We start from the raw sequence: 12,463 nt of genomic DNA, 5'->3' as shown, positions 1-12,463 counted from the left end.
CGATGCCTGAACTGAAGCGCCACAAGCGCGGCGGGATCTATTTCGAGGATTTCGAGGTCGGCGCCATCATCGAGCACGGGCTCACCCGCACGGTGACGCAGATGGACAACATGCTGTTCTCGAACATGACCCTCAACCCGCAGCCGCTTCATATCGATGCGCATTTCTGCGCAACCGAGACGGAATGGGGCAAGCCGCTGATGAACTCGCTGTTCACGCTCGGGCTGATGATCGGCATCTCGGTCAACGATACGACGGTCGGCACGACGATCGGCAATCTCGGCATGACCGACGTCACCTTCCCAGCGCCGCTCTTCGAGGGCGACACGATCAACTGCACCACGGAAATCGTCGCCAAGCGCGAATCACGCTCGCGCCCGGATGCCGGCATCGTCGAGTTCCACCACCGCGCCTACAAGCAGGACGGCACGCTGGTCGCGCAGTGCCGGCGGCAGGCCTTCATGCGCCGCCACCCTGCGCCTGCAACCGTCGCGGTCTGACCCCTCATGCGCTCGCTTCTCTTCGTTCCCGGCGACAGCCCCCGCAAACAGCAGAAGGGCCTCGACAGCGGCGCCGACGCGCTGATCCTCGACCTTGAGGATTCCGTCGCACTCGACGCCAAGCCGCAGGCCCGCGAGATCACCCGTGCCTTCCTGGAGGCGACGCGCGCCCTGCCCCGGCGCCCCCGCCTGATCGTGCGCATCAACGCACTGTCCACCGGCCTGACCGAGGCCGATCTCGACGCGGTCATGCCGGGCGCGCCGGATGCGATCATGCTGCCGAAATCGGAGGGCGGCACCGATGTCAGCCACCTCGCCGCCAAGATCGCCGTACGCGAAGCGGAGAGCGACCTGCCGGATGGCGCGACCAAGATCATTCCGATCGCGACCGAGACCGGCAAGGGCATCTTCTGCCTGGGCAGCTATGCCGGCGCGACACACCGGCTCGCCGGCCTGACCTGGGGCGCGGAGGATCTGTCGGCCGATCTCGGCGCGGAGACCAACCGGCTTGAGTCCGGCACCTATACCGATCCCTACCGCCTTGCCCGCTCGCTGACGCTGTTCGCCGCGGCCGCGGCACAGGTCGATGCGATCGATACCGTCTTCACGGCCTTCCGCGATGCCGAGGCGTTTCGTACCGAATGCCTTGCGGCACGGCGCGACGGCTTCGCCGGCAAGATGGCGATCCACCCAGATCAGGTCGCACCGATCAACGAGATCTTCGCTCCCTCTCCGGAGGCCCTGGCTCGGGCAGAGGCGATCATCGCCCTGTTCGATGCCAATCCCGGCGTCGGCGTGATCGGGCTGGATGGCGAAATGCTGGATCGTCCCCATCTCATCAGGGCAAAGCGCGTCAAGGCACGCGCTCAGAAGCTGGCTGAATGAACCGCTGGAGGCGATTCCAATGACTCGGGTTTTTGAGGTTTCGGGCATGCATTGCGGCGGCTGCCTTTCGCGGGTCCAGCAGGCCGCGACGAGGCTCGCTCCCGGCACGACGGTCACGCTCGATCCGCCGCGGCTGACGCTGCCCGAGGGCGCGGCGCTCGACGCTGCCGCGATCAACGCGGCGCTTGCCCCCCTCGGCGACTATCGCGTGAAGGCCCCCTCAGGGGCCTGAGCGAGCACCACCGCCCTAGCCACCTGGCGGGCGCTGGATCGAGAACAGGTGGTCGACCTCGGCATAATCGGCATAGCCGCAGCGCGCGATCGGATGGGCCGCGGCGGTGTCGAAGCGTCCATCGCGGATGAAGGCGTCGTCCATGAAGATGCCGACGACCTGTCCCAGCACCATCCAGCGCTCCACACTGTTGCCGTCGAGATCGACGAGCTGCTGCACCGAAAGCAGCTTGCATTCCAGCGCGGCCGGGCTCGCCGCGACGCGCGGCGGCCTGACGAATTTCGATGCCGCCATCTCGAGCCCGGCATGGCCGTACTCGCTCGTGCCGCGCGCCAGCGGCGCCGAGGTCTGGTTCATCGGATGAGCGAGCGACTTGGTCACCAGCGAGCAGGTGAATTCGCCGGTCTCCTCGACGAAGGCGATCGCGTCCTTCTTGCCCTCCGAGGAGAACATCACGATGTGCGGCCGCGTCGAGACCGCGTTGAAGAAGCTGTAGGGCGAGAGATTGATCTCGCCCTTGGCGCTCATCGCCGTGATCCAGCCAATGGGACGCGGCGTGACGATCGCCTTGAACGGGTCGTGCGACAGGCCATGGTCCTGCAGGGCCGGCGAATAGATCATGGCCTCAGGCTCCGTAGTGGCTGACGATATCGGCAAGAACCGGCCGATCCCGGTCGGAGGGGACGGATGTGGCCGTGCCGAGATGGACGAAGCCGGCGATGCGTTCGCTGGCCGAGAGCCCGAATGCATCGAGCACGCCGCGGTCGAACGAGAACCAGTTCGTCAGCCAGCTCCCCGAAAAGCCCATCGCCTGCGCCGCGACGAGCATGGTCATGCAGACGGCCCCGGCGGTCAGCTCCTGCTCCCATTCGGGGATCTTCACATGCGGCCCCGCCCGCGAGACCACGGCGACGATGACCGGCGCGTGCAGCAGGCGCTGGCGCTCGAACTCGACCTGTTCGGGCCGGGCCTCGGGATTGCGCGCACGAAACGCCGCTGCCACCACCTCGGCGGCCTTGGCACGGCCCTCGCCAGAGAACACGATGAAGCGCCAGGGCACCAGCTTGCCATGGTCGGGCACGCGCGAGGCGATCGTCAGAAGCTCCTCGAGCTGCGAGGCATCGGGACCGGGCGCGGTCAGGAATTGCGGCGGCACCGAGCGGCGCAGCTTGAGGAGGGAGAGCGTATCGGTCATGAAGCATCCGGATGCGAGGAACCGTCACAGACCTAGTGTTTCGCCATGATGAGGACAAGCGAGCCTGCTGAGACGTGAACGCACGGGTACCGAGGGCTGTGAGCATGCTTGAATTGGACGGGTTTGAAGGACGGCGCCGGCTTGCCGCGAGCCTGCTCGCGATCGCGCTCGCCCTGGATCCCGTTGTCGGCTCGGCGCAGGTCCAGCCGGCGATGCAGGCGCCGGCGCTCGGCAACGACGCTGCCCCCCCGTCGATCCAGCCCGCTCAATCCCAGACGACGCCTCTCGCCTCCCTGACCTTGACGGCGCAGTTCGCCAGCGACCGCAAGCCGATCCGCTCCGGCCTCGTCTGGCGCGTCCTGAGCGAGACCGCCGACGGTTCACCGCCTCGCATCGTGGCACGCTCGACGGACGCCCAGCCCTTCTTCTCGCTCGAGCCCGGCACCTATCTGCTGCATGCCGCCTATGGCTTCGCCAGCGGCACCAAGCGCGTCACGCTCGGCCCGATGGGCCTGCGTGAGCAGATCTCGATCAGCGCCGGCGGGCTCTCCCTCGCGGGCTCGATCGGCGATGCGCCGATCGCGCCGGCCCAGCTCAGCTTCCAGATCTTCGTCCCGCTGCAGGGCAACTCGGAAGGACGCCTCATCGCCAACGCCAAGGGCGGCGAGCTGATCCGCCTGCCGGAGGGCACCTATCACGTCGTCTCGACCTATGGCGATTCCAACGCGATCCAGCGTGCCGATGTGAAGGTCGAGTCCGGCAAGGTCACCGATGCGACGCTGCATCACCGCGCCGCCCGCGTCACGCTGAAGCTGGTCGCAGCTCCTGGCGGCGAAGCCTTCGCCGGCACCGCCTTCAGCGTGCTGACACCGGGCGGCGACGTCATCCGCGAGGCGATCGGCGCCTTCCCGCAGGTGATCCTGGCGGAAGGCGACTACGTGCTGATCGCCCGGCAGGAGGGACAGGTCCACTCCCGCGACTTCAAGGTCGAATCAGGCCTCGACCGCGACATCGAGGTGCTGGCGGCGAAGTAGGTTTTCCCGTCCGGTTCGGCTCGCCCCCTCCACCATCCCGACAAGCTGCAGGGCTGCCCACCGCTACCGAAGCGGATTCTGGCGGCGCGGGGGCTGGCCGCCCCTCAGTTCGTCGGTCTGGGACTGACTGCCAGTTCCGGCCTGGCGCCGGTCAGGGCACCGACAATGCCGTCGGCGAGGCGGATGGCGAGGCAGCGATAGGCGGCATCGACCATATGCGTCCCGTCCATTCCGACGAGCTCTTCGGGGGTAAAGCGCTTCGAGCGAGCCCAGTCCCGCATCATCCCATAGCGCGGGAAGATCGAGACGCCCTGTTCGTCGGCGGTCTTCTTCAGGATCGCACGGTACTCGTCATAACGAGGATAGCGCCCCTCTCGCGACAGCCACGGCAGGTCCATCATCACCATGTCGATGCCGGCAGCCTGGACCTTGAGGATGCCCTTGCGCAGAATCTTCGCGAGCTTGTCCTCGCTGACGTGATTGATCACGTCGTTGACCACGGTCTGCCAGATGACGATCGAGGGCTTGAGCTCGACCACATCGGCATCCATCCGCAGCAGCATCTCATAGGCCGACTGGCCGCCGACGCCCTTGTTGATGACGGTGACATCCGCATTCGGCAGCCGCCGGCGCAGTTCGTCCTGCAGCACGGCGGGGTAGGCCCTGTCCTCGGCACTGGCCCCGGCTCCGGCGGTCGTCGAGGAGCCGATTGCGACGATGGTGAGCTTGCCCGTCTCGCGCAACGCCTTGCTGGCGGCCGGCAGGACGGGCTGGAACGCGGTCTGCACCGTCCCGGAGCGGCAGCGCATATCCGTGCTTGCGGCAGGTAGCGCAGGGTTGGCCGAAGCTCCGCCCAACCCCGCCAGGAGGGTCAGTGCGGCTGCGCCGACGCCCGCCGCGAGGCTGCGGACGCATCTGCTGCGCCGGAGAGTGTGATCGACTGGTACCACGTCAAAAACATCCCTAATCCGACCAGCAATGTAATGCCCACCGCGGAAACGAGCAACTGAGGCCCCAGGGCGAAGCCGGTCTCGGCCAGGATGATCTGGCCTGTGATCGCCAGCACCGTCCCGGTGCAGAACACATCGAGCGAGTGACGTCCGACCACCGCGAGCGTCCGACCGACGGCATGGCGCAGCATTCCTTCGCCGGCGGGCAGCCAGCGCATGGCGAGCCAGGCCAGCGCCGCGACATGAAGCAGGCGGCTCCAAGCCTGGTTGGTCTTGTCGGAACCGAGTTGAACCGAGTCGAACCAATCGTTCAGCAGCGCGATGCCGATCGGATTTCCGGACGAGGTCTTCGCAACATAGGCGCAGACGAGGAAAGCCACCGCCAGCGCATCGAGCCAGGGCAGGCGCGGGGCGGCGATGCCGCGTTGCGTGGCGCAGCCCAGGATCACGCCGAGGGTGAAGACGACCTGCCAGGCGAAGGGGTTGAAGAACCAGCCGGCGGCATGAACGTTGGTGAAGTTCAGGCCGAGCCAGAGCGCAGCCTGCCAGATCGCGAGCGAGACCAGAAGGGTTCCGAGCGGGCTGATGCGCACCGCCAGATAGATCACCGGGAACAGCGCCAGCAGCACGATATAGAGCGGCAGGATGTCGAGATAGGACGGCTGGTAGCGCAGCGTCAGCACGTCGATCAGGGCTTCGAACGTGTCGGAAAAGAAGGGCTGGATGTTGATCGCCTCGACATAAAGCGGGTTCTGCGTGCGCGTCACCGCGGCTGCCACAACCCCGCAGACGATGATGAACACGGCAATATGCGCGATGTAGAGCGTCCAGACCCGCGCGCCGATCTTCAGCGCGCCGACCGCCAGGCCACGCCGTTCGATCAGGTTGCCATAAGCCAGCGTCGCCGAGACGCCGGCGAGCAGCACGAAGGCATCGGCGGCATCCGAGAAGCCGAAATTATGCGGCATGTAGCCGGCAATCACGTTCCCCGGCATGTGATTGATGAAGATGATCAGCAGTGCCAGCCCGCGGATGACATCGATGCGTGCATCCCGCTGCGCCGCTGGCGGCGCACCTTCCGGGCCGCGGCCCAGGAACAGGAATCGGGAAAGCGCCTGCGTCACGAATGGCATCCGGAATGGGTTGGCCGAGGCTAGATAGGGGAACGAGCCGCATCGGCAGAGGTTCCCGAACATGAACGGAATCTGTCGGGTCCGTTCATCTGCTGTTCATAAAGCAGAGGCGGCGCCGCGTCATCAAGCTTCGTTTCACAAGCCTGTGTAGCGACCGCCCGCCCATATCCGGCGGCACGAGCACACGAAGGTGAGGAAGTGAAATGACGAAGAATTGCGCCCCTAGTAGGGCGGCTCGGCGTAGACGAGCTTGCCGTCGATCAGCAGGCGCTTGATCGCGGCCTCGCCACCGGCGGAGACAGCCGCGACCACCTCGATCCGCGCACGGGGCGTGGTCTCGATCGCACGCCCCTCGCCCTGCGGCACGAAATAGCTCTCCAGTCCGTAGGCGATCCGCAGGCGTCGCCGTCCGGACGCGCAATCGGTCTCGCCTGCATCATTCAGGGCGCAAGCACCCGTCGACTGGACGCGGCCAGCGATCACGACATCGCTGCCCGACACCGTCGGACGGCTCCGGGCCACGGCGGTCGCGCGCGCGAAGCCCTCGGCATCACGCGTCAGGGTGACGAAGACGGCGTCGCCGCGCTTGAACCCGCTTTCGCCGCCAGCGGGGCCTTCCACCGTGCTGATCGGATAGGCGAGGACGACATAATCACCGCGGAACAGATCGCGCGGATCGACCGGGACGGTCTTGAGCCGCACCTCGGCTCCGTTGCGCAGAATGCCGGCCCGGCTCTCGACCAGAGCTAGCAGCCCGCCGGTCAGGAGCAGCATCGCCGCAAGTGTCCGCCAGAGCAGCGGCACCTTCCTGATCAGCAGGTCGGCGGAAGGAACGCGCATCATGCGACCTCCCCGGCCGGACGCGAAAGCCGCGCGAACAGCCGTCGCGCTCCGGTCGCCAGGCCAAGCAGGACGACGCCCGCCACGAGGAAGAACAGCGACTGGTCGAGCAGTGTCCCGATCGTCTGCCAGAGCAGGATCAGGATCGCGAGCCCGAACATCGCCGAACCGGCCAGCGTCAGGCGCCTGACGCCGCCGGTGACGCCCGCAACGACGAGGCAGATCGCCGCCGCCAGCACCAGGCTGGCCACGATCACCTTGCCGGCAAGGCCGACGACGGCGCCACTCCAGAACACCGGCGGCACCAGCAGGCCGAGGAGCAAGGCGATAGCCAATGGCCAGGCGAAACGCTTCTCCCGTGCCAGCGCAGCCAGGCCCGCAATCACCAGGATGGCAACGGCATAGGCGACGTAGTTCAACCAGATCGCCGATCCGGCACGCGACTCGCGCACATCGAGGATGCGGATCAGCTCGACATCGAGGACGAGGACCAGCCCGAGCAGCCCCCAGGGCAGGCAGCAGGTCAGCAGGGCCGGCCCGCCGCGGTCGAGCGCCCATCCACCGAGCGCGACAAATGCAGCCGAAACGGCGAGCGCATAGGCGAGGAGGCCGTAGTCGAAGCGGCTGTTCATCCAGTCGCCCGGCAACAAGGCGAGCCAGAGCCCGAGCGCGAGCACGGCCAGATGATGCACCAGCCGGTTGCTCCGCGACAAAGCGATCCACGATGCCGGGAGATAAAGCAGGAAGAAGGCGAGATGGATCGCGCCCTGGCTCTCCTGCCAGCGCCCGACACTCCAGGCGCAGAGCGCCACCAACGCGACGACGAGTGCGCCGTTCGAGCCCAGCAGGAAGGCGACGCCAAGCGCGCCGAGCGCCACCAGCAGCGCTCCCGCCGGCCAGTCCGCCGGCAAATGGTACATCTGGCCGATCAGCGCGATCCCGGCCGCGAAGACGAGCACGCCACAGGTCGCAGCCGCATCGGCGCCGGCGGACGATCCCCTGCTGTCCAGCCTTGCGGCAATGCCGAGCGCCGAGATGACGCCAATCAGGATCATCGCCAGCTTCGCGAGTCGCGGAATCGCCTCCCAGTTCGCCGCCACGAAGGCGGCGACGCTCGCTGCGATCAAGAGACCGCCGAAGAGCCCGAGCAGGGCGGGCAGCCGGAAACCGCCCTCGGCGGCGACCGAGCGGCGGATGGCGCTGGCGGAATCCGCGTTGAGCAGCCCTTCCCCGACCCAGCGTGTCAGATCGGCATCGAGCCGCTTGCGATAGGAGCCTGTCAGCATCGCCAACAATCTGGCATGGCGACGCCGGCTTTGGCGAGAGGTCGCAAAGCGCGCTTCATGCTCCGGCTCGCCCCGAGAACCTCCGTCCGGAGATTCTCGGGTCTACGCTTCGCTTCGCCCGAGAACAGCGCCCGTGGCGGCACGACGGAGCCCTCAGCGCGCCGCCCGCACCGCCTTCGCACGCGCCACATCCGGCGGCATCGCCTCCTCGCCGAGCGCCGCGAGGGCGGCGTCGAGCGTCAGCACGGTCTGCGCCTGGCTGCCGAGACGGCGCACCGTCACGGTCTTCTCCTCGGCCTCGCGCTTGCCGACGGCGAGGATGACCGGAACCTTGGCCAGCGAATGCTCGCGGACCTTGTAGGAGATCTTCTCGTTGCGCAGATCAGCACGCGCGCGCAGGCCAGCCGACAAGCAGGCCATGGTGACCTCCTCGGCATAGGCATCGGCCTCGGAGGTGATCGGCGCGACCACGATCTGCTCAGGCGCGAGCCAGAGCGGGAAATGTCCGGCGAAGTTCTCGATCAGGATGCCGGTGAAGCGCTCCAGCGAGCCGCAGATCGCGCGGTGGACCATCACCGGCTGCTTCTTCTCGCCATCCGAACCGATATAGAAGGCGCCAAAGCGTTCCGGCAGGTTGAAGTCGACCTGCGTCGTGCCGCACTGCCAGTCGCGACCGATGGCGTCGCGCAGGACATATTCGAACTTCGGCCCGTAGAAGGCGCCCTCGCCCGGATTGACCTCGGTCTTGATGCGGTTGCCGGACTGCGTCGCGATCGTCGTCAACACGTTCTGCATCACCTCCTCGGCATGATCCCAGAGCGCGTCGGAGCCGACACGCTTCTCGGGCCGCGTCGAGAGCTTGATGACCAACTCCTCCGTGAAGCCGAAATCCTCATAGACCGAGAGGATCAGGTCGTTGATCTTCAGGCACTCGGCCGCGAGCTGCTCCTCCGTGCAGAAGATGTGCGCGTCGTCCTGCGTGAAGCCGCGCACGCGCATCAGCCCGTGCAACGCGCCCGAAGGCTCATAGCGGTGGACATTGCCGAATTCCGCAAGCCGGATCGGCAGATCGCGATAGCTCTTCAGCCCATGCTTGAAGATCTGGACATGGCCGGGGCAGTTCATCGGCTTCAGCGCGAAGACCTTCTGGTCCTTCGTCGCGTCGTTCGGATTCTCGAAGGCCGAGGCCGATTTCACCGCGAACATGTTGTCCTGGTACCAGCCCCAGTGTCCCGAGGTCTCCCAGAGCGACTTGTCGAGCACCTGCGGCGCGTTGACCTCCTCGTAGTCGGCCGCCAGCCGGCGCCGCATATAGGTCAGGATCTCCTGGAACAGCCGCCAGCCCTTGGAGTGCCAGAACACGACGCCCGGCCCCTCCTCCTGGAAATGGAACAGGTCCATCTCGCGGCCGAGCTTGCGGTGGTCGCGCTTCTCCGCCTCTTCGATCTGCTTGAGATGGGCATCAAGCTCTTCCTGCTTCGCGAAGGCGGTGCCGTAGATGCGCGTCAGCATCGCGTTGTTGCTGTCGCCGCGCCAATAGGCACCGGCGGTCTTCATCAGCTTGAAGGCGTTGCCGACCTTGCCGACCGAGGTCATGTGCGGGCCGCGGCAGAGGTCGATCCACGCCCCTTGAGCGTACATCTTCAGCGTCTGGTCGGCCGGGATCGCATCGACCAGCTCGACCTTGTAGGTCTCGCCCTTGTCGGCAAAGAACGTCTTCGCCTTGTCGCGGCTCCACTCTTCCTTGGTGAAGGGCGCGTCCCTGGCGATGATCTCGCGCATCTTCTTCTCGATCGCGGGGAAGTCCTCCGGGGTGAAGGGCTCGTTGCGCGCGAAATCGTAGAAGAAGCCGTTCTCGATGACGGGCCCGATGGTGACCTGCGTGCCGGGAAAGAGCTCCTGCACGGCCTCGGCGAGGACGTGGGCGCAGTCATGCCGGATCAGTTCGAGCGCGCGCGGATCCTCGCGCGTCAGGAACTCGATCTTCGAGTCCTTCGCGATCGGATCGCCGAGATCGGCAACGACGCCATCCAGCGCCATCGCGACGGTGCGCTTCAGGAGAGAGGGCGAGATGCCGCCGGCGATCTCCTTTCCGGTGATTCCGGCAGGAAACTCGCGCTTGGCGCCATCGGGAAATGTCAGGGAGATCGTCATCGATCGGATGTCCTGCTCACTCGGGGATACGAGCCCCGTAAGACAAGGCCGGATACAGGTTGGGCAAATACTCGGACGAGCTTGCGCGGAGATGTCCGTATCCGGGTGAGGACACCACCGAGGCGCCCCGCCTATACGAGCATGGGGCCACAGGCAATCGCTTCAGGACGAAGCGCAGCAAAACCTGTCGGTTTCGTCGTGTTTTCCTCACCGCTCGGCAAGGTCTCGCCGGCATGATGCAGCCTGCCGCCACGTTTCAAGCCACCGGAGACCCGCGCCGTGATCCGAGCCCTCACCCTCGCAGCCGCCCTCGCCTTCGCCGCGCAGCCGCTTCTGGCCCAGGATCGCACGGCGCTGCGTGACGCCTGCGCCAAGGACATCGCAACCCACTGCCCTGGCGTACAGCCCGGCGGCGGGCGCATCGCAGCCTGCTTCAAGGACAACCTGCCGAAGCTCTCGGAAGGCTGCCGCACGGCCTTGAAGACCAGCGCCAGCGCGGTCGACTAGTCGGCGTCCGGCGCGTTCACCCCGCGCCAGCGCCCGTAGGACCAGGGCCGGTACCAGCGCGAGCCCTCGGGCAGCTCCTCGCAGACGAGGTCGATTCCGCTCGTCCCCAGCGGTGTGCAGCGGCAAATCCGCGCGACACCGATCCAGCCGCCACGCCACAGCCCGAAGCGCTGGATCGCCTCGTCGGTATAGGCCGAACAGCTCGGCCAGTGCCGGCAATGCCGGCCGATCAGCATCGACAGGCTGAGCTGGTAGCCGCGGATGGCGTAGTGAGCGCCGCGTCGCGGCGCCTGCTTCAAATGCGCCGCCTGCGCGAAAAGACGTGACAAGCCGCGCTGCGATGCCCTTTCATCGCGCTCGTCATCAGAGCCGAGATTCGCCATGCATCGCCCCGTTCCGCGACCGTTTCCGTTCCGCCATGGCGTCGCCGCGCTGTGCCTGGCGGCGGGATTGCTGTCGCTGCCTGCCGCCGCGAGCGCTCAGCATCGCACCAATCTGCTCTGGCTCGAGCCGGGCAAGGTCGACATCGCCCGCATCGTCGGGCTGCCCCCGGCGATGAACTCGCCCGAGCACAAAGCCGAGTTCGACGAGGTCATCCAGATCTCGACGACCCGCACGCCCGAGCGCGAGAAGGCTGCGATCGCCGACCAGTACCAGACGCTCGCCCGCTTTCTCGAAGGCGCCGGCATCCCTTTCGCCGGAAACGAGCACCGTGAGGTCCGCCTGCTGTTCCGGGAGGCGCAGGTCGAACTCAGCCTGGTGCTGCTCAGCGTGCGCCGGATGACGAACCGCACGCGCCCCTTCTCCGCCTGGAGCAAGGTAAGGGTCAAGCCATGCCCCGGCGGACGCCCCGACGGCACCTCCTTTCCGGCGGGCCATGCGGCGACGGCCGCGCTCTATGCCGAACTCCTCACCGAGGCCGCGCCGGAACTCGCCACGAAATTCGAGGAGCGCGTCAAGGACTACAATGAGAGCCGCCTCGTCTGCGGCTTTCATTACCGCAGCGATCTCGCCGCAGGTGACAGGGCCGGCCGTGCGGTGGCCAAGGCGCTCCTCGCCGACCGCGCCTTCCGGGCTCGCTTCGACGAGACCAAGGCCGAAACCCGGCTGGCACTCGGCCTGAAATAGGTCGCCCCTGCCCCAGGCACGCTTGAAACTCTCAAGCGACCGCCTGCGGCTCGCGCCGCTTCTGCTCGATCTGCCCGATGGCGTCGACGACGGCATCGAAGGTCAGCATCGTCGAGGCGTGGCGCGCCTTGTAGTCGCGCACCGGCACCAGCACCGACAGATCGGACCATTTGCCGGTGGGCGGTTCGGCATTGTCCTTCAGGATGGCGCGGGCCTGCTCCCGGACCAGGCGCAGTTCCTCGGCGGTCGAGCCCACGACATGGCGAGCCATGATCGAGGACGAGGCCTGGCCGAGCGCGCAGGCCTTCACCTCATGCCCAAAGCCGGTGACGACATCGCCATCCATGGTGACATCGACTGTCACGGTCGACCCGCATAGTCGCGAATGGGCCTTGGCCGTGGCGTCGGGAGCGGGTAGGCGCTCCAGCAGAGGAATATTGGCGGCCAGCTCGAGAATGCGCTTGTTGTAGACGTCGCTCAGCATGTCGTGCTCTCCACCGGCCTTGGAATGACCGGCGCTCGTCGCCAATATAGGATGGAAGGTCGGCCGGCGGGAGAGCATCCCTCGTCGCGGCTTTTCGAGGACGAACTTGTCGCAGCATTCGCGTGGCAGGCCGAT

15 protein-coding genes are annotated in these 12,463 nt (G+C 66.7%); 6 read left to right on the top strand and 9 right to left on the bottom strand.

Going from position 1 to position 12,463, the window contains the following annotated elements; translation table 11 throughout:
* Positions 1–2 precede the first annotated feature (2 nt).
* Genes VGN82_RS25450 through VGN82_RS25440 form a run of 3 tightly spaced genes read left to right on the top strand, consistent with a single transcriptional unit; the run spans position 3 to position 1,617 of the window.
* The gene (locus tag VGN82_RS25450; RefSeq protein ID WP_327529856.1) at positions 3–500 is read left to right on the top strand and encodes a MaoC family dehydratase; all 498 of its coding nucleotides are present in this window, start codon (positions 3–5) and stop codon (positions 498–500) included.
* A 6-nt stretch (positions 501–506) separates the two neighbouring features.
* On the top strand, positions 507–1,385 hold the full coding sequence (locus VGN82_RS25445; protein WP_327529855.1) for an HpcH/HpaI aldolase/citrate lyase family protein: 879 nt from the start codon (positions 507–509) through the stop codon (positions 1,383–1,385).
* 19 nt (positions 1,386–1,404) lie between these two features.
* The gene (locus VGN82_RS25440) at positions 1,405–1,617 is read left to right on the top strand and encodes a heavy-metal-associated domain-containing protein (RefSeq protein ID WP_327529854.1); all 213 of its coding nucleotides are present in this window, start codon (positions 1,405–1,407) and stop codon (positions 1,615–1,617) included.
* Positions 1,618–1,632: 15 nt separating this feature from the next.
* On the opposite strand, the gene VGN82_RS25435 is transcribed toward VGN82_RS25440, so the two are convergent.
* The gene (locus VGN82_RS25435) at positions 1,633–2,238 is read right to left on the bottom strand and encodes a flavin reductase family protein (protein ID WP_327529853.1); all 606 of its coding nucleotides are present in this window, start codon (positions 2,236–2,238) and stop codon (positions 1,633–1,635) included.
* Between the two features lie 4 nt (positions 2,239–2,242).
* Positions 2,243–2,812, bottom strand: coding sequence for a nitroreductase family protein (locus tag VGN82_RS25430; protein WP_327529852.1), 570 nt, complete (start codon positions 2,810–2,812; stop codon positions 2,243–2,245).
* Between the two features lie 104 nt (positions 2,813–2,916).
* Here VGN82_RS25430 and VGN82_RS25425 point away from each other — a divergent pair, with 104 nt between their 5' ends.
* Positions 2,917–3,846 carry a collagen binding domain-containing protein gene (locus VGN82_RS25425; RefSeq protein ID WP_327529851.1) on the top strand — a complete coding sequence of 310 codons (930 nt, stop codon included), beginning with the start codon at positions 2,917–2,919 and terminating at the stop codon, positions 3,844–3,846.
* A gap of 104 nt (positions 3,847–3,950) precedes the next feature.
* Here VGN82_RS25425 and VGN82_RS25420 read toward each other — a convergent pair whose 3' ends face one another.
* From VGN82_RS25420 to thrS, 5 genes are all read right to left on the bottom strand, one after another.
* The gene (locus tag VGN82_RS25420) at positions 3,951–4,655 is read right to left on the bottom strand and encodes an SGNH/GDSL hydrolase family protein (protein WP_327529850.1); all 705 of its coding nucleotides are present in this window, start codon (positions 4,653–4,655) and stop codon (positions 3,951–3,953) included.
* Between the two features lie 62 nt (positions 4,656–4,717).
* Positions 4,718–5,920, bottom strand: coding sequence for an OpgC family protein (locus VGN82_RS25415; RefSeq protein WP_327529849.1), 1,203 nt, complete (start codon positions 5,918–5,920; stop codon positions 4,718–4,720).
* Between the two features lie 231 nt (positions 5,921–6,151).
* Entirely contained in the window at positions 6,152–6,772 is a 621-nt protein-coding gene (locus tag VGN82_RS25410) for a GDYXXLXY domain-containing protein (RefSeq protein ID WP_327529848.1), read from the bottom strand.
* Entirely contained in the window at positions 6,769–8,055 is a 1,287-nt protein-coding gene (locus VGN82_RS25405) for a DUF2157 domain-containing protein (protein WP_327529847.1), read from the bottom strand. The genes VGN82_RS25410 and VGN82_RS25405 overlap by 4 nt, the downstream gene beginning before the upstream one ends.
* Positions 8,056–8,208: 153 nt before the next feature.
* Positions 8,209–10,209 (bottom strand): threonine--tRNA ligase, encoded by a 2,001-nt coding sequence (gene thrS / locus VGN82_RS25400; RefSeq protein WP_327529846.1) that lies wholly within the window; start codon positions 10,207–10,209, stop codon positions 8,209–8,211.
* A gap of 279 nt (positions 10,210–10,488) precedes the next feature.
* On the opposite strand from thrS, the gene VGN82_RS25395 reads away from it, so the two are divergent.
* Positions 10,489–10,716, top strand: a complete 228-nt coding sequence (locus VGN82_RS25395) for a cysteine rich repeat-containing protein (RefSeq protein WP_327529845.1) — start codon at positions 10,489–10,491, stop codon at positions 10,714–10,716.
* Here the strand turns inward: VGN82_RS25395 and yidD are convergent.
* Positions 10,713–11,015, bottom strand: coding sequence for a membrane protein insertion efficiency factor YidD (gene yidD / locus VGN82_RS25390; RefSeq protein WP_327529961.1), 303 nt, complete (start codon positions 11,013–11,015; stop codon positions 10,713–10,715). The two genes, VGN82_RS25395 and yidD, sit on opposite strands and share 4 nt — an antisense overlap.
* Before the next feature lie 82 nt (positions 11,016–11,097).
* Between yidD and VGN82_RS25385 the strand changes: the two genes are divergently transcribed.
* Positions 11,098–11,844 (top strand): phosphatase PAP2 family protein, encoded by a 747-nt coding sequence (locus VGN82_RS25385; protein WP_327529844.1) that lies wholly within the window; start codon positions 11,098–11,100, stop codon positions 11,842–11,844.
* A gap of 31 nt (positions 11,845–11,875) precedes the next feature.
* On the opposite strand, the gene VGN82_RS25380 is transcribed toward VGN82_RS25385, so the two are convergent.
* The gene (locus VGN82_RS25380; RefSeq protein WP_327529843.1) at positions 11,876–12,328 is read right to left on the bottom strand and encodes an iron-sulfur cluster assembly scaffold protein; all 453 of its coding nucleotides are present in this window, start codon (positions 12,326–12,328) and stop codon (positions 11,876–11,878) included.
* Between the last annotated feature and the right edge of the window lie 135 nt (positions 12,329–12,463).

Source organism: Allobosea sp. (assembly GCF_035999205.1).
Lineage (GTDB): Bacteria > Pseudomonadota > Alphaproteobacteria > Rhizobiales > Beijerinckiaceae > Allobosea.
This window is presented reverse-complemented; position numbering and strand designations above follow the sequence as displayed.

Excerpts from the sequence above, each read along its gene's own strand:
- VGN82_RS25380 (WP_327529843.1), bottom strand. The coding sequence starts at position 12,328 with ATGCTGAGCGACGTCTACAACAAGCGCATTCTCGAGCTGGCCGCCAAT.
- thrS (WP_327529846.1), bottom strand. The coding sequence starts at position 10,209 with ATGACGATCTCCCTGACATTTCCCGATGGCGCCAAGCGCGAGTTTCCT.
- VGN82_RS25405 (WP_327529847.1), bottom strand. The coding sequence starts at position 8,055 with ATGCTGACAGGCTCCTATCGCAAGCGGCTCGATGCCGATCTGACACGC.
- VGN82_RS25440 (WP_327529854.1), top strand. The coding sequence starts at position 1,405 with ATGACTCGGGTTTTTGAGGTTTCGGGCATGCATTGCGGCGGCTGCCTT.
- VGN82_RS25430 (WP_327529852.1), bottom strand. The coding sequence starts at position 2,812 with ATGACCGATACGCTCTCCCTCCTCAAGCTGCGCCGCTCGGTGCCGCCG.
- VGN82_RS25420 (WP_327529850.1), bottom strand. The coding sequence starts at position 4,655 with ATGCGCTGCCGCTCCGGGACGGTGCAGACCGCGTTCCAGCCCGTCCTG.
- VGN82_RS25435 (WP_327529853.1), bottom strand. The coding sequence starts at position 2,238 with ATGATCTATTCGCCGGCCCTGCAGGACCATGGCCTGTCGCACGACCCG.
- VGN82_RS25425 (WP_327529851.1), top strand. The coding sequence starts at position 2,917 with ATGCTTGAATTGGACGGGTTTGAAGGACGGCGCCGGCTTGCCGCGAGC.
- VGN82_RS25450 (WP_327529856.1), top strand. The coding sequence starts at position 3 with ATGCCTGAACTGAAGCGCCACAAGCGCGGCGGGATCTATTTCGAGGAT.
- VGN82_RS25410 (WP_327529848.1), bottom strand. The coding sequence starts at position 6,772 with ATGATGCGCGTTCCTTCCGCCGACCTGCTGATCAGGAAGGTGCCGCTG.
- VGN82_RS25445 (WP_327529855.1), top strand. The coding sequence starts at position 507 with ATGCGCTCGCTTCTCTTCGTTCCCGGCGACAGCCCCCGCAAACAGCAG.
- VGN82_RS25385 (WP_327529844.1), top strand. The coding sequence starts at position 11,098 with ATGCATCGCCCCGTTCCGCGACCGTTTCCGTTCCGCCATGGCGTCGCC.